Annotated in this window: 13 protein-coding genes; 8 read left to right on the top strand and 5 right to left on the bottom strand. The window is 70.8% G+C overall.

The annotated features are described in order from the left end of the window. Window positions 1–249 precede the first annotated feature (249 nt). The gene (locus ASF57_RS18555; RefSeq protein ID WP_056187771.1) at window positions 250–885 is read left to right on the top strand and encodes a TetR-like C-terminal domain-containing protein; all 636 of its coding nucleotides are present in this window, start codon (window positions 250–252) and stop codon (window positions 883–885) included. Between the two features lie 15 nt (window positions 886–900). On the opposite strand, the gene ASF57_RS18560 is transcribed toward ASF57_RS18555, so the two are convergent. Then, window positions 901–1,266, bottom strand: coding sequence for a hypothetical protein (locus tag ASF57_RS18560; RefSeq protein WP_056485773.1), 366 nt, complete (start codon window positions 1,264–1,266; stop codon window positions 901–903). Window positions 1,267–1,629: 363 nt separating this feature from the next. Here ASF57_RS18560 and ASF57_RS18565 point away from each other — a divergent pair, with 363 nt between their 5' ends. Then, window positions 1,630–3,318: an MCP four helix bundle domain-containing protein gene (locus ASF57_RS18565; protein ID WP_056486200.1), complete on the top strand. Its 1,689-nt coding sequence runs from the start codon at window positions 1,630–1,632 to the stop codon at window positions 3,316–3,318. A 98-nt stretch (window positions 3,319–3,416) separates the two neighbouring features. Here ASF57_RS18565 and ASF57_RS18570 read toward each other — a convergent pair whose 3' ends face one another. Both ASF57_RS18570 and ASF57_RS18575 read right to left on the bottom strand, forming a co-directional pair. Beyond that, window positions 3,417–3,689 carry a hypothetical protein gene (locus tag ASF57_RS18570; RefSeq protein ID WP_082504165.1) on the bottom strand — a complete coding sequence of 91 codons (273 nt, stop codon included), beginning with the start codon at window positions 3,687–3,689 and terminating at the stop codon, window positions 3,417–3,419. A 282-nt stretch (window positions 3,690–3,971) separates the two neighbouring features. Beyond that, window positions 3,972–4,991, bottom strand: coding sequence for a gamma carbonic anhydrase family protein (locus ASF57_RS18575; protein WP_056486202.1), 1,020 nt, complete (start codon window positions 4,989–4,991; stop codon window positions 3,972–3,974). A gap of 212 nt (window positions 4,992–5,203) precedes the next feature. Between ASF57_RS18575 and ASF57_RS18580 the strand changes: the two genes are divergently transcribed. Together ASF57_RS18580 and ASF57_RS18585 are read left to right on the top strand one after the other, a co-directional pair. After that, on the top strand, window positions 5,204–5,659 hold the full coding sequence (locus ASF57_RS18580) for a molybdenum cofactor biosynthesis protein MoaE (RefSeq protein WP_056485779.1): 456 nt from the start codon (window positions 5,204–5,206) through the stop codon (window positions 5,657–5,659). Between the two features lie 218 nt (window positions 5,660–5,877). Continuing rightward, window positions 5,878–7,104, top strand: coding sequence for an AI-2E family transporter (locus tag ASF57_RS18585; protein ID WP_056187783.1), 1,227 nt, complete (start codon window positions 5,878–5,880; stop codon window positions 7,102–7,104). Between the two features lie 10 nt (window positions 7,105–7,114). Here ASF57_RS18585 and ASF57_RS18590 read toward each other — a convergent pair whose 3' ends face one another. Then, entirely contained in the window at window positions 7,115–7,990 is an 876-nt protein-coding gene (locus ASF57_RS18590; RefSeq protein WP_274533565.1) for a site-specific tyrosine recombinase XerD, read from the bottom strand. A gap of 77 nt (window positions 7,991–8,067) precedes the next feature. Continuing rightward, window positions 8,068–8,220: a hypothetical protein gene (locus tag ASF57_RS18595; RefSeq protein ID WP_056187786.1), complete on the bottom strand. Its 153-nt coding sequence runs from the start codon at window positions 8,218–8,220 to the stop codon at window positions 8,068–8,070. A gap of 268 nt (window positions 8,221–8,488) precedes the next feature. Here ASF57_RS18595 and ASF57_RS18600 point away from each other — a divergent pair, with 268 nt between their 5' ends. The 4 genes from ASF57_RS18600 (at window position 8,489) to ASF57_RS18615 (ending at window position 14,655) form a co-directional block, all read left to right on the top strand. After that, on the top strand, window positions 8,489–9,145 hold the full coding sequence (locus ASF57_RS18600) for a shikimate kinase (RefSeq protein ID WP_244476999.1): 657 nt from the start codon (window positions 8,489–8,491) through the stop codon (window positions 9,143–9,145). Then, window positions 9,142–10,260 carry a 3-dehydroquinate synthase gene (aroB, locus tag ASF57_RS18605; protein WP_056187789.1) on the top strand — a complete coding sequence of 373 codons (1,119 nt, stop codon included), beginning with the start codon at window positions 9,142–9,144 and terminating at the stop codon, window positions 10,258–10,260. Before ASF57_RS18600 ends, aroB begins: the two co-directional genes overlap by 4 nt. Then, on the top strand, window positions 10,257–13,205 hold the full coding sequence (locus tag ASF57_RS18610) for a PAS domain S-box protein (protein ID WP_056485782.1): 2,949 nt from the start codon (window positions 10,257–10,259) through the stop codon (window positions 13,203–13,205). Before aroB ends, ASF57_RS18610 begins: the two co-directional genes overlap by 4 nt. Window positions 13,206–13,359: 154 nt before the next feature. Beyond that, window positions 13,360–14,655: an HlyC/CorC family transporter gene (locus tag ASF57_RS18615; RefSeq protein WP_056188090.1), complete on the top strand. Its 1,296-nt coding sequence runs from the start codon at window positions 13,360–13,362 to the stop codon at window positions 14,653–14,655. Window positions 14,656–14,800 lie beyond the last annotated feature (145 nt).

Below are 14,800 nucleotides of genomic sequence, written 5' to 3' on the forward strand. Positions count from 1 at the left end.
CAACGTTGAGACGAGGCGCGAGCGACGCGGCGCTGATCGAAACGAGGCATGACTGCCTGCCCGGCGCCATACCGTCAAATGCTGAACCGGACATTCTTTGTACGGTGTTCAAAACATATCTCGGTCACGGCCGGCGTTCAATCTGCGGATTGCACACCGTGCAATGCTGCGCGATGGTCCGGTGCGGCGACGCACGTAGTCCGGGATCGGCAGGGATCGGCGCAGATTGGAAGAGGAGGGCGAGCCGCGATGGCACGCGCAGAGAAGCGGGGGACCGGCCCGCGCGGTGAGCACAACCGGGAGGAATTCCTGGGGCTCGTGACGAAGGCGGCGGAATCCCTCGTGCGGCACGAGGGCCTGCGCGGGCTCGGCATGCGGCGGCTCGCCGGCGCCATCGGCTACGCGCCGAATTCGATCTACAACGCGGTGGGCGACCTCGACACGGTGGTGATGCGGGTCAATGCCCGCACCCTGGCGCGTCTGCATGCGACCCTGGAGGCGGCCGTCGCGCCCGAGGCGCCGCCGCTCGACGCGGCCCTGGGCCTGGCCGACGCCTACCTGGCCTTCGTGGCCGCCGATCCGCAGGTCTGGAGCCTCGTCTTCGAGCACCAGCTGGCCCCCGACAGCCGCTTCCCGGACTGGTACGCCGAGGCCCTGGGGCAGACCACCGACCTCGTCGACCGCGTGCTCGCTCCGCTGATCACCGACCCCGTGGAACGGCGCCAGGCCGTGGCCACCTTGTGGGCTGCCTTGCACGGCCTCGCCTCGCTCTCGACCTCGCGCAAGCTCGCGGTGCTGACGCCCGAAGCCCCGCGCGACCTCGCCCGCCTCCTGGTCCGGCGCTTCCTGGCGGATTCGGCGGGCCCGAGCCCGCACGACGTCTGAACGAGACCCGCAGGATCAGCGGGAAGACCCGCTGCGTCGCACGTGCAGGCCCTTGAACAGGGCCGGATGGGGATCGTTCAGGCCGCGCGGCGGCGGAAGTCTCAGCAGGGCATCGTCCGGGGCGATGCGCGCGAAGGTCTCCCGCTCCGCGTGCACCACGACGCTGCGCCGCCCCTTGCGCGGACGGATCAGCGTCCGGCGCGGCTCGGCCTGATCCGGGCCGAGGGCGGAAAGCAGCGACAGTCCCCCGAAGGCCAGCAGGCAGGCGAGGCCGATGCCCACCGAATGCCAGCTCGGCTCGGGGGCGGCCATCATGGTGATCACCCCCCCGAGGGCGACGGCCGAGGCGAGGACGCGCGGCGTGAGGATGTCGATGGCCATGGCGCCGATCCTCGTCCGCAGGCCATCACGAAGGCGTGAAGGGGACCGTTCCAATTGTCGGGATCGGCGGCGCCCCTGCGATCCGGGACGTCTCGTTGCATCACCGCCGGATACAGGCCTCGACAACATTCATCAGACCCTTCGGCGCGGATGCGCCTCGCGGGCAGCGACATCGGTCGTCACCGGCCACGCTCCGAGCCGATGTAACCTGAGCGATGACTTGGTTTGATTTGTATTCTCCCAAAATGCAACCGATAGTAGAAAGTATCCATCTGCAAAAGCAATGTTTTAAGCTTTGCATGTCAGTTGTTCTCCGCCGCGCATGCAGATTCGAGCTGATCTGCCGTTGGGATGAGGTGGGTCGTGTCCTTCAAGAATATGTCCATTCGGGTCCGCCTGATCGCGGCGTTCTCCCTGCTGACGGTTTTCGTCGTCGGCGTGGGCGTCCTCGGACTTCTGGGAACCGAGCGCATGCGCGCGCGCGGCGTGGAGATCGAGACCAACTGGCTTCCGAGCATCCGGACGCTCGGCGAGATCGACACGCTGACGGCCCGGATCAGCGCCGTCATCCTGCGGCACGCGCAGGCCACCGAACCGCAGCTGGTCGCCTCGATCGAGGCGGATCTCGAGCGCTTCGACAAGAAGGTCGCCGAGAAGCGGGCCGCCTACGAGCCGATGATCAGCTCTCCGGAGGAGCGGGCGCTCTACGATGCGTATGTCCGCGCGTCGGCGAACTTCCTGGTGGTGCGTCAGGCCATCCTGGATCTCTCCCGCAAGGGGCAGAAGACCGAGGCCGTCACGTTATACGAGACCCAGGGCCTGCAGATCCGCCGGGCCGCCTCGAGCGCACTGGAGAAACTCACCACCCTGAACAATGACGGCGCCGATCAGGCCCAGGCCCGCAGCAAGGATGTCTTCGAGCAGACGCGGACGCTGGGCCTCGCCGCCGTCCTGCTCGCCGTCCTTCTGTCGGCTGTGTCCGCCTTCCTCATCATCCGCGGCGTGACGGGAGGCATCGGCTCCGTCGTCCAGCCGATGCAGGCGCTGGCGGCGGGCGACCTCGCCGTGACCATCCCGCATCAGGGGGCCCCGACCGAGATCGGCCGCATCGCCGACGCCGTGCAGGTGTTCAAGGACGGGCTGATCCGCATGCGGGTGTTAGAGGAGGAGACCGTCCTGGCCCGCGCCGGCGCCGAGGCCCAGCGCAAGGCCGCCATGCGGTCGATGGCCGACGGCTTCGAGGGCGCTGTCGGCGGCATCATCACCATGGTCACCAGCGCGGCCACCGAGCTGCAGGCGACGGCCCAGAGCATGGCCGGCACCGCGACCCAGACCGCCAACCAATCCACCAGCGTCGCGGCGGCTGCAGAGGAGGCGGCCTCCAACGTCAACACCGTGGCGGCGGCGGCCGAGGAACTCGGGTCGTCCGTGGAGGAGATCGGGCGTCAGGTCGGCAGTTCGGCGGCGATGGCCCAGACGGCCGTGGCGGAGGCGGCCCAGACGGCGGCCTTCGTGCAGAACCTGAATGCGGCCGTGGGCCGGATCGGCGACGTGGTCACGATGATCACCTCGATCGCCGGTCAGACCAACCTGCTGGCGCTCAACGCCACCATCGAGGCGGCGCGGGCGGGCGAGGCGGGCCGCGGCTTCGCCGTGGTGGCGGCGGAAGTGAAGGAGCTCGCCAACCAGACCGCCCGGGCCACCGAGGAGATCGGCGGCCACATCAGCCAGATCCAGGGCTCCACCGCCCAGGCGGTTCAGGCGATCAGCGGCATCGCGGCCCGCATCCAGGAAATCAGCGGCGTCGCGACCTCGATCTCGGCCTCGGTCGAACAGCAGGGGGCGGCCACCCAGGAGATCGTCCGCAACGTGGCCCAGGCGGCCATGGGCACCGGAGCCGTGACCTCTAATATCGCGGGTGTCGCCGGAGCCGCCGAGGAGACCGGAGCAGCCGCGAGCCAGGTCCTCGGGGCAGCCTCGGAGCTGTCGCGCCAGTCCGAACACCTCAACACCGAGGTGCACCGCTTCCTCGCCACCGTGCGGGCCGCCTAACAGGCGCCATCGTGCGAGCCGCCTGAAGGAAACTCCACGGGTGGCGGCAACAGCGATGCGAAGGCCCGGAGCGATCCGGGCCTTCGCATCGTATCGGCTCAGCGGTTGCCGCTGCCGGACTTCGTGCTGGCGGCGCCCGACGCCGAGGTCGCCCCCGTCTCGGACATGCCGGAGCGGCCTGTCGAACCGGTGGTCGTGCCCTTCTCCTGGCCCGGCGCGTAGCCGGAGGCTCCGGGGGAGCCGTACTGCGACCTGTTCTGCTGCATCTCCTGGCCGGGTGCATTGTTGGCGGAACCCGGACCGCTGCCGGCGGCGAGGGCGGCCGTGCTGAGGGCGATCGTGCTGGCGAGGGCGAGCGTGACGGCTTTCATGAAGAACTCCTTGCACCACTGCATGCAACGCCAGGATATCTGGTACCCAAAACCTCTCGTATCCGAGGTCTCTGGTATCCGAGACATCTGGCATCTCTGCTTTCAGGGCCGGAAAACGTCCGCCTGACCGGAAGCGTTCCCGAAAGAAGCGGGTTGCCGCGCCGCGTTCGTTGCTGTGCTGCAAACAGAAAAGGCGGTCTCCGGTCTTGCGGAGACGCCGCGTACAGCGTGGCAATACCTTCGGCGCAGGGGGGCGCGATCGCAGGACGTTATCGCAGGACGTTACGGCAGCGCGTCTTCCGCCTGGCGGTAGGCGACCCCGTGGGCGACATAGCCCTCGACCACGCGGGCCATCATCGTGCGCTTCTCGGCGTCGAGGGCACCGAGGATGCGGGCCGGCCGCCCGCCCCAGAGATGGCCGCCCTCGAGCAGCTGGCCCGGGTCGGTGGTGGCGCCGGCCGCCAGCAGCACGTCGTCCGCCACCACCGTGCCGGGGGCGACGACGCAGCCGATGCCGATGAGGCTGCGGGCGCCGATCCGGCAATCGGAGAGCCGGACGTTGTGCCCGATGGTGGTGTCGCGCCCGAGGACGACGCCCTCGCCCCGTGTCCGGATGACGGTGTTGTCCTGGATGTTGGTGTTGGCGCCGACCACGATGGGGCCGACCTCGGCATGGAGGTCGCAGGAGAACAGCACGCTGGACCCGGTCCCGAGGGCGATGCGGCCGCGCAGGCGTGCGGTGCGGGCGACGTAGACGCTGGGCTCCAGCTCGGCCGCGTCGGCGGGGAGCAGCACGGGCAGGTCGCCGGAGGCCTCGCGCAGGCGCTCGGCCTGCTCGGCGATCTCCGGCAGGGTGATCGGACGCACCGGCTTGGCGGGGCTGCCCGCATAGGCGAAGCCGGCGGCGAGATGCGCCCGGGGAAACACGGTGGCGCCCGCCTCGATCAGCACGCCGCTCTCAACGCTCGCCCCGTCGAGCACGATGACGTCGTCCTCGATCACCACGTCCGAGCCGACCGTGCAGGCATGCACCACCGCGTTGCGGCCCACCGTCACCCGGTCGCCGACAACGGTGGGGTAGGTGTTGGTGGCGATGTGCACGGTGGAGCGGTGGCCGAGCCAGAAGCGCTCGCCGATGGTGATGCGGTCGCCGTCCGCCCGGATGACGCTGTTGTCGCCGAGCCAGGCCTGGGCCCCAAGGGTGGCGTCGCCGATCACCGTGCTGGCCCGGCCGCACCAGACCGGACGGGCCGAGAAGGCCGGCAGGAGGCCGTCATGAGGCAGGATCAGCTCTGGCGTCACGGCGAAAATGTCCTTCGCATCCCGGTGGTGTCGCCGGGCATTCGGGGGCATAGAGCGCCCCTGCCCGTGAGGGCAGGTTCGTCGCCGTCCGTCAAGGGTTCCGTTTTCGCGCGCGGGTCCACCCGAACGACGGCCCGACGGGTCCGACGCCTGCGCGGAGGCGGGCGAACCGGTTTCGTCCCGCGGTCACGCGCGTTCAACGGGGAGGGTCCATGCCCGACGTCAGCATCCAGAGCGCGCCCTTCGATGCGAGCGCCGAGATCGCCCGCCTCACCCGCGACCTCGGGGGCCGGGCGGGCGCCATCGTCACCTTCACGGGCCTGTGCCGCGACGAGGGCGGACGCCTGACCGGGCTCGAACTCGAGCATTACCCCGGCATGGCCGAGGCCGAGATCGCCCGCGTGGTCGAGACGGCCCGGGCGCGCTGGCCGCTCCAGGGCGTGTGCGTGATCCACCGGCACGGCCTCGTCGCCCCCGGGGAGGGGATCGTCCTGGTGGTCACCGCATCGAGCCATCGGGTCGCGGCCTTCGAGGCGGCGAGCTTCCTGATGGATTACCTCAAGACGCGCGCCCCGTTCTGGAAGCGCGAGCACCTGGCCGACGGCACCACGGGCGGCTGGGTCGAGGCGACCGAGGCCGACGACGCGGCCGCCGCACGCTGGGTGTAGAAACGCCAGTCCGGCGATCGGCCGATGCGGCCGCCGGGCGAGACTCCCGCTGGGCGAGACTCCCTCTGGGCAAGACTCGGGCGATCGTCGAAAGCCGGCGCTCGCCCGATCCGGGAGCGGAACTCAAGCGTGGCTGGCGACATCCCCCCGCCTGGGGATCCTCCACGGGTCCTCCACGAACACGCGTGCCCCAGGCACCCCAGGAGCCCGACCCGCCCATGGCCATCCCCTTCCTGCGACCGGATTCCGCCGGTCCGCGTCCGCAATCCTGGTCGCCCGCCGTGTCCGGCATCGCCGTCGTGGCATTCGTCGCCGTGCTGGCCCTGGCCTGGATGGCGGCCTCGACCCTGCTCCTGGTCTTCGCCGGCATCCTCCTCGGGGTCTTTCTCGACGGCCTGACCCGTCTCCTCGGGCAGGTGCTGCCGGCCAGCCGGGGCTTGCGCCTCAGCCTCGTCAGCCTCGTGCTGGCGGGCCTGACCCTCGCCCTCATCGCCTTCGGCGGCGCCACGATCGTGCAGCAGGGCCGGGATCTCGGGCAGACGGTGGCGGCCCAGGCCGGCACGGTGCGGGATCGCCTCAAGGAATACGGCATCGACGTGCCCCAGATCGCACCCGGCAAGGGTAGTGGCGATGCCAAAGCCAGCGACGTCAAGGCTGGCGACCTGAAGGCCGATGGCGGCGACAAGGCGGCCGGCGACTCGGAGGCCCCGGAGGAGGCCGATGCCGGCGCGCCGGACCGGAAGCCCGGCGGCCTCGCCGGCCTTGCCTCGGGAGCGATGAAGAGCCCCGGTTCCCTGCTGTCGGATGCCGGCAGCGTGCTCGGACCGGCGGCCACCGTGGTGATCGGCCTGTTCAACGCGCTGGGCAACGCCCTGGTCATCGTCTTCCTGGGGCTCTCGGTGGCGGCCGATCCGGGCGCCTATCGCGACGGTCTCGTGCGCTTCGTGCCGCCGGCCCACCGGGAGCGGGCCACCGCTCTCCTCGACGGCATGGGCGAGACCCTGCGGCACTGGTTGTTCGGCCAGCTCATCACCATGGCGGTGATCTTCGTCTGCACCTGGGCCGGCCTCGCTTTTCTCGGCATCGGCGGTGCCCTCATCCTCGGCCTCCAGGCCGGTCTCCTGGCCTTCATCCCCACCATCGGCCCGCTGATCGCCGGCGTGGTGATCCTGCTCGCCTCGCTCGCTTCCGGCACCACGGCGCTCTTCGGAGCGCTCGGCGTCTATCTCGCGGTGCAGACCCTGGAGAGCTACGGCCTCACGCCCTTCATCCAGAAGCAGGCCCTCGACATCCCGCCGGCCACGATCTTCGCCGGCCAGCTCGTGCTCGGCGTGATCTTCGGCCTCTGGGGCATCGCGCTGGCCCTGCCGCTGATGGCGGTGGCGAAGGTGCTGCTGGCCCAGCTCTACATCGAGGATACCCTGCACGAGGAGGCGGAGGCCTGAGCGCCCGGCCTCACTCGTCCATCAGGGGGTGCAGGTCGCGGACCATGCTCTTCAGCCGCTCGTCGAGGACGTGGGTGTAGATCTGCGTCGTCGAGATGTCGGCGTGGCCGAGGAGTTCCTGGACGATGCGGAGATCCGCGCCGTTCTGGAGGAGGTGGCTGGCGAAGGCGTGGCGCAGCACGTGCGGGCTGATCCGGTCGGCCCGGAGGCCGGCGGCGCTCGCCACGGCCTTCAGGTCCCGGGCGAAGGATTGCCGCGTCAGGTGCCCGCTCTCGCTGTCGGCGGGAAACAGCCAGGGGCCGTCGCCGGCGAGGTGGGCGAGGTGGTCGCGCATGGCGCCGCGGGCGATCTCGGTGAGCGGCACCAGCCGCTCGCGGCCTCCCTTGCCCTTGACCACCAGGTAGCGCTCCTTCGTGGAAGCGGCCGCGCGGGGTAGGGCGATCAGCTCGGAGACGCGCAGGCCGGTCGCGTAGAGCAATTCGATCAGGCACAGCATGCGGGTGCCGCGCGCATCCCCGGCCGCGGCCTCGCGCGCCACGGAGAGCAGCCGGTCGACCTCCGCCACCGACAGCACCTTCGGCAGGGCCCGCACCCGGCGCGGCCCACCGATCGGTGTGCTCGGGTCGTCCTCGGCGAGGCCCTCGGCATAAAGGAAGCGGTGGAAGCCCCGGATGCAGGACAGGCGCCGCGCCGCGGAGGCCGCCGACAGGCCGCGCGTCTCCAGGTCGGCGAGATAGGCGCGGAGGGGGGCGGCCTCCATCGCGACGGGGTCGTGGCCGCCGCGCGCCAGGGCGGCGAGATAGTCCGAGAGGTCGCGCCGGTAGGCCGCGAGGGTGTTGGCGGCCGCCCCGCGCTCGGCGGCGAGCATGTCGAGGTAGTCGCGGATGAGGCGTTCGCCGGGATCGGGCGTCGTGTCGGGCGTCGTGTCGGGACTGGCCCCGGATTCGGACGGGATGGCCCGGGTCACCGGTTCGGCGGCTGAAGCTTCGAGGCGGGAATGGTCACGCTCATCTCGCGCGGGGTCGGCACCACGAAGGTCGCCAGCGCGAACATCGCCGCGAAGGCGAGCCCGCCCAGGATGGCGAGGATGGCGAGGAAGCGGAACAGGGTCGGCACTCGGACGAACCTCGATCGTGCGGCGCTGAAGACGAAGGGCGCGCCTCGGGGGGCAGGTGGCTTCTACTGGCTTCAGCGGCCGCATGCCCGTGCAGGCCATGGGCGGCTGACGACGTGCGGCGGACGGCCAGCTTGGGGTTGCATCACGCGCGGGCGCCGATGGCAATGACTTCGCGGCCACAGGCGGCGCGGCATTCCCGTGCGCGACCGGCGCCAGACGCTTCGCCCCCACCGGAAAACGCGCTAAGACCCGCCCAACGATGTGCAGATGTCCGTGATGACCGAAGTCCCTTCTCAGGGCGGCGACCCGCCCCCGGGCGACCCGCCGGATGCCGCAACCGGCGGCGAGCCGATCGAACTGCGCCTGCGCCGGGCCCTCGGTCACCGGTCGATCGTGCTCGTCGGTCTGATGGGCGCGGGCAAGAGCACCGTCGGCCGGCGCCTCGCCACGCGCCTCGGCCTGATGTTCAAGGATGCCGACAACGAGATCGAGACGGCGGCCAAGCTGACGATCCCCGATATCTTCGCGATCTACGGCGAGCCGAGCTTTCGCGATGGCGAGGAACGGGTCATCGCCCGGCTGATGCGCGAGGGACCGCTGGTGCTCGCCACCGGCGGGGGCGCCTTCATGCGCGAGACCACCCGCGCCCGCATCGCCGAGGGCGGCGTCTCGATCTGGCTCAAGGCCGAGCTCGACGTGCTGATGCGCCGGGTGCGCAAGCGCGGCGGGCGCCCGCTGCTCCAGACCGAGGACCCGGAGGAGACCCTGCGCCAGCTCATGGCCCAGCGCCATCCGGTCTACGCCACCGCCGACGTGGAGGTGATCTCCCGCGACGTCGCCCACGACCGGGTGGTTCAGGACGTCATGGAAGCCCTCGACGCCTATCTGACCCAACCCTCCCAGCCAGGAATCGCCGCCCAGTGACCGACCGCCTCACCGTCGGCGTGCCCCTCGACCAGGGGCGCGCCTACGACATTCTGATCGGGCGCGGCCTCCTCGACGAAGCTGGCCGCCACGTCGCGGCCCTCGGGGCCAGGGCGGCCGTGATCGTGTCCGACACCAATGTGGCCGCCCTCTACGGCGATAGGCTGCGGGGAAGTCTGGAGGCGGCGGGCCTGCGCTCCGGGCTCGTCACCGTGGCGCCGGGCGAGGCCTCGAAATGTTACGCCACCTACGCGGCGGTGTGCGACGGGCTCCTCGCCCATCGGGTCGAGCGCAACGATCTCGTGGTGGCGCTCGGCGGCGGGGTCGTGGGCGATCTCGCGGGGTTCGCGGCCGCCACGCTCCGGCGCGGCGTGCGCTTCGTCCAGGCGCCCACCTCCCTGCTCGCCCAGGTCGATTCCTCCGTGGGCGGCAAGACCGGCATCAATTCGCCCCACGGCAAGAACCTCATCGGCGCCTTCCACCAGCCCCGCCTGGTGCTGGCCGATACCGCCACCCTCGACACTCTGTCGGAGCGCGAGATGCGGGCCGGCTACGCCGAGGTGGCGAAGTACGGCCTCATCAACGACGCCGCCTTCTTCGATTGGTGCGAGGCGCACTGGGCCGGCATCTTCGCGGGCGGGCCGGAGCGCGACGAGGCGGTGGCGATCTGCTGCCGCTCCAAGGCCGGCGTGGTGGTGCGCGACGAGCGCGAGGACGGCGAGCGTGCCCTGCTCAATCTCGGCCACACCTTCGCGCACGCCCTGGAGCGCCTGACGCATTACGAATCCGCCCGCCTCGTCCACGGCGAGGCGGTGGCGATCGGGCTGGCGCTCGCCTTCCGCTTCTCCGCCCGCCTCGGCCTGTGCCCGGGCCAGGATGCCGGCCGCGTCGCCAACCACTTGGCGCTGGCCGGCCTGCCGACCCGGCTCCAGGCGGTACCGGGCGGCTGCGGCGATGCCGACGCTCTCGTCGAGGCCATGGCGCAGGACAAGAAGGTCCGCGATGGGGCGCTCACCTTCATTCTGGCCCGCGGCATCGGCCGGAGCTTCATCGCCCCCGGCATCGACGGCGCGGCGGTCCGCGCCTTCCTCGACGACGAATTGAGCGCCGCTTGAGCGCCGCCGACGTCGAGACCCTGCGCCGCCGCGTCGCGACGCTGGAGGCCGAGATCGGCCGGCTGCGCGAGCCGCCGCAGGCTCAAGGCAAGCCGCCGCAGGCACACGGCAAGCCGCCTCAGGCTCAAGGCAAGCCGCTGCAGGGACAGGGCGATCCCCCGCAGGGCCCCAGCGAACCAGAACTGCGCCTCATCACCGACGCGCTGCCGGTGCTCGTGGCCTCGATCGACCGTGCGTACGTCTACCGCTTCAACAATCGCCACTACGAGGCCTGGTTCGGGCGCGACCGCGCGGACCTGACCGGCCGCCACGTGCGCGACGTGCTCGGGCCGGAAGCCTTCGCGGAGCGGCGCCCGTTCATGGACCGGGCGCTCGCCGGCGAGGCGATCATCGTCGACGGATTCCTTCCGACCCGCGACGGCCGGCGCCGCGCCTGCACCATCCAGTACATTCCGCGCCGGACCGAGACCGGGATCGTGGAGGGGTTCTTCGTCCTCGCCATCGACATGGACGAGCGCCGGGCGGCGGAAGCCCGGCGGATCGCCGTGGCTGAACTCGGCGCTCGCCTGCGCGACCTCGACGACACCGCCGAGATCGCCTTCGCGGCCTCGGAGATCCTCGGCACCACCCTGGGGGTCAGCCGGGCCGGCTACGGCACCATCGATCCGGTGGCCGAGACCATCGTGATCGAGCGCGACTGGAACGCCCCCGGCATCCGGAGTCTGGCCGGAACCCTGCAGTTTCGCGATTACGGCTCGTATATCGAGGACCTTAAGCGCGGCGAGACCGTGATCTGCGTCGATGCCGATCACGACCCGCGTACCGCCGCCGGCGCCGAGGCCCTGAAGGCGATCAGCGCGCAGTCCTTCGTCAACATGCCGCTGACCGAGCACGGCGGCTTCGTGGCGCTCCTCTACCTCAATCACGCCACCGCCCGGTCGTGGTCGCCGGACGAACTCGCCTTCATACGCAACGTGGCCGAGCGCACCCGGGCCGCCACCGAGCGCAGCCGCGCCACCGCCGCGCGCCGGGCCAGCGACGCCCAGTTCCGCGCCTTCGCGCAGGCGGTGCCGATCCACGTCTGGGCCGCCTCGGCGGCGGGCGACCTCGACTGGTTCAACGCTCAAGTCTACGCCTATAGCGGCGTGGCGGAGGGGGGCCTCGACGGCGCCGCCTGGGCCGGGCTCGTCCATCCCGAGGACCGCGCGGCGGTGATCGCCACCTGGGGCGCGGCCCTGGCCGAAAGCCGGTCCTACGAGACCGAGTTCCGCATCCGGCGCAGCGACGGCGCCTATCGCTGGTTCCTGGTCCGGGCCGAGCCGATCCGGGCGCCGGATGGGACCATCCAGCGCTGGGTCGGCACCAACACCGACATCGAGGACCGCAAGGCCGCCGCGGCCGAACTCGCGCGCCTCAACACCAGCCTGGAGCGCCAAATCGAGCGCCGCACCCGCGAGCGCGACCGTATCTGGGACACCACCACCGACCTGATGGGGACCGCCGGGCTCGACGGCTACCTCAAGACCGTGAACCCGGCCTGGGAGCTCACCCTCGGCTGGAGCGAGGCGGAGCTGCTCAGCCGGCCCTTCGCCGTGTTGATCGATCCCGCCGACCATGCCGAGACGGCCGAGGTGGTCGGGCGCCTCGCCCGCGGCGAGACCGTGACGGGCTTCGTCGACCGCGTCTTCACCAAGGCGGGCGAGCGCCGCATCGTGATGTGGACGGCGGCCCCCGACGGCGAGATCTTCACCCTCATCGGGCGCGACATCACCGACCAGCGCCGCACCGAGGATGCCCTGCGCCAGGCGCAGAAGATGGAGGCCGTGGGCCAGCTCACCGGCGGCCTCGCCCATGATTTCAACAACCTGCTCACCGGCATCTCGGGCAGCCTGGAGCTGCTCCAGACCCGGATGGCGCAGGGGCGGGTCACCGACCTCGACCGCTACATCAACGCCGCGCAGGGCGCGGCCAAGCGGGCCGCCGCCCTGACCCATCGCCTGCTCGCCTTCTCGCGGCGCCAGACCCTCGATCCGAAGCCCACCAACGTGAACGGCCTCATCGCGGGCATGGAGGATCTGGTGCGCCGCACGGTCGGCCCCCAGGTGACCATCGAGGTGGTGGGAGCGGCCGGGCTGTGGACCGCCCTGGTCGATCCGAACCAGCTCGAGAACGCCCTGCTCAACCTCTGCATCAACGCCCGCGACGCGATGCCGGAGGGTGGGCGCATCACCATCGAGACGGCCAATAAGTGGCTCGATGCCCGGGCGGCCCGCGAGCGCGAGTTGGAGCCCGGCCAGTTCCTGTCCCTGTGCGTGACCGATACCGGCACCGGCATGACCCGCGAGGTGATCGGCCGGGCCTTCGATCCGTTCTTCACGACGAAGCCCCTCGGCGAGGGCACCGGCCTCGGCCTGTCGATGATCTACGGATTCGCCCGCCAGTCGGGCGGCCAAGTGCGGATCTACTCGGAAATCGGCCAGGGCACGACGGTCTGCCTCTACCTGCCCCGCCATTACGGGGTGGCCGAGACCCGGGACGGGGAGGCCGATCTCGCCCATGCACCCCGGGCCGAGCAGGGCCAGACCGTGCTCATCGTCGATGACGAGCCCACCGTGCGCATGCTGGTCACCGAGGTGCTGGAGGATCTCGGCTACACCGCCATCGAGGCGGCGGACGGGGCGGCCGGGCTCAAGGTGCTCGAATCCGACGTGCGCCTCGATCTCCTCGTCACCGATGTCGGCCTGCCGGGCGGCATGAACGGGCGCCAGATGGCCGATGCCGGCCGCGTCGTGCGCCCCGGCCTGAAGGTGCTGTTCATCACCGGCTACGCCGAGAACGCGGTGCTGGGCAACGGCTACCTCGATCCCGGCATGCAGGTGCTGACGAAGCCTTTCGTGATGGAGGCGCTGGCCGGGCGCATCCGGGAGCTGATCGCCGAGGGGTGAGGGCGCCGAACCGCCGGCCCGCGCCGTCGTCGCGGGCGGCTCCGGCGCCGGCGGTCATCGCCCCTCGTTGTCCCTGTTGTGGTCGTCGACGGTTCCGGTCATCGATTCTGGTCATCGGTTCTTCTGGCTCAAACATCCTCCGGCATCGGCGCGCATGGAACCCCATACCGACCTTTGGCTGGCCGCGAGCATCGTGGTCATCTCGCTCCTGCTCTCGGCCTTCTTCGCGGGCGCCGAGACCGCCTTCACGGCCGCGTCCCGGGCGCGGATGCTGGCCCTGGAGAATGCCGGCGACGTCCGCGCCCGCCTCGTCAACACCATCCTGGCGAGCCGCGAGCGCTTCATCGGCGCCATGCTGATCGGCTACAACATCGTGGCGATCGGCGCTTCCGCCTTCACCACCAGCGTGCTCACCACCCTGTTCGGCAAGAGCGGCGTGCTCTACGCCACCGGCGTGATGTCGGTCCTGGTCATCATCTTCGCCGAGGTGCTGCCCAAGACCCTCGCCATCAACAAGCCGGACAACGCCGCGCTGGTCATGGCCCGGCCGGTGGCCTTCGCGGTGGCGGTGCTGGGGCCGGCGGCCCTGGCCATCGAGGCGCTGGTGCGCGCCATGCTGCGGCCCTTTGGCATCCGGATCGGCGAGCGCCAGACCATCCTGTCGGCCACCGACGAGATCCGGGGCCAATTGGCCCTGCTCCACCGCGAGGGCGGCGTCGCCAAAGCCGAGCGCGACATGCTCGGCGGCCTGCTCGACCTGTCCGACCTCACGGTCTCGGAGGTGATGGTCCACCGCACCAAGATGCGGACCATCGATGCCGATCTGCCCTCGCAGGAGATCGTGCGCGCGGTCCTGGCCTCGCCCTACACGCGCATGCCCCTCTGGCGCGGCACGACGGAGAACATCGTCGGCGTGCTGCACGCCAAGGATCTGCTGCGTGCCCTGGATGCCGCCGGCGGCGACGCCTCCGGCCTGCAGGTCGAGGCCCTGGCGCTGGAGACCTGGTTCGTGCCGGACACCACCTCCCTGCGCGACCAGCTCAAGGCCTTCCTCACCAAGAAGACGCACTTCGCCCTGGTGGTCGACGAGTACGGCGAGGTGATGGGCCTCGTCACCCTCGAGGACATCCTCGAGGAGATCGTCGGCGACATCGCCGACGAGCACGACGTGACGGTGTCCGGCGTCCGGCCGCAGGGCGACGGCTCGGTCCATGCCGACGGCAGCGTGCCGATCCGCGACCTCAACCGGGCCATGGACTGGGACCTGCCCGACGACGAGGCCACCACCATCGCGGGCCTCGTCATCCATGAGGCGAGGGCGATTCCCGACACCGGGACCGCCTTCAACTTTCACGGATTCCGCTTCCAGGTGCTGCGCAAGGCCCGCAACCGGATCACCGCCCTGCGCATCACGCCGCTGGGACCCGCCCCGCGCAAGCCGGAGCCGTAAAGCCCGAATCCTGACGCCGGAAATTTGCAACATCCGAAAGGTTTCACGGTCGGGGACCAGGATATGGGCCGCCCGAAATCCAACGGACCGGGGCCGGCGTCTGGTCCTGCGGACCCTCCCGGATGTAAGGTGGAGCGCAACGGCC

Origin of the sequence: Methylobacterium sp. Leaf117 (assembly GCF_001422985.1) — a bacterium.
Classification (GTDB): domain Bacteria; phylum Pseudomonadota; class Alphaproteobacteria; order Rhizobiales; family Beijerinckiaceae; genus Methylobacterium.

What these genes read in the sequence shown, in the direction of transcription:
- ASF57_RS18555 (WP_056187771.1), top strand. Translation starts at nt 250, where the DNA reads ATGGCACGCGCAGAGAAGCGGGGGACCGGCCCGCGCGGTGAGCACAAC.
- ASF57_RS18560 (WP_056485773.1), bottom strand. Translation starts at nt 1,266, where the DNA reads ATGGCCATCGACATCCTCACGCCGCGCGTCCTCGCCTCGGCCGTCGCC.
- ASF57_RS18570 (WP_082504165.1), bottom strand. Translation starts at nt 3,689, where the DNA reads ATGAAAGCCGTCACGCTCGCCCTCGCCAGCACGATCGCCCTCAGCACG.
- ASF57_RS18580 (WP_056485779.1), top strand. Translation starts at nt 5,204, where the DNA reads ATGCCCGACGTCAGCATCCAGAGCGCGCCCTTCGATGCGAGCGCCGAG.
- ASF57_RS18585 (WP_056187783.1), top strand. Translation starts at nt 5,878, where the DNA reads ATGGCCATCCCCTTCCTGCGACCGGATTCCGCCGGTCCGCGTCCGCAA.
- ASF57_RS18600 (WP_244476999.1), top strand. Translation starts at nt 8,489, where the DNA reads ATGTCCGTGATGACCGAAGTCCCTTCTCAGGGCGGCGACCCGCCCCCG.
- ASF57_RS18615 (WP_056188090.1), top strand. Translation starts at nt 13,360, where the DNA reads ATGGAACCCCATACCGACCTTTGGCTGGCCGCGAGCATCGTGGTCATC.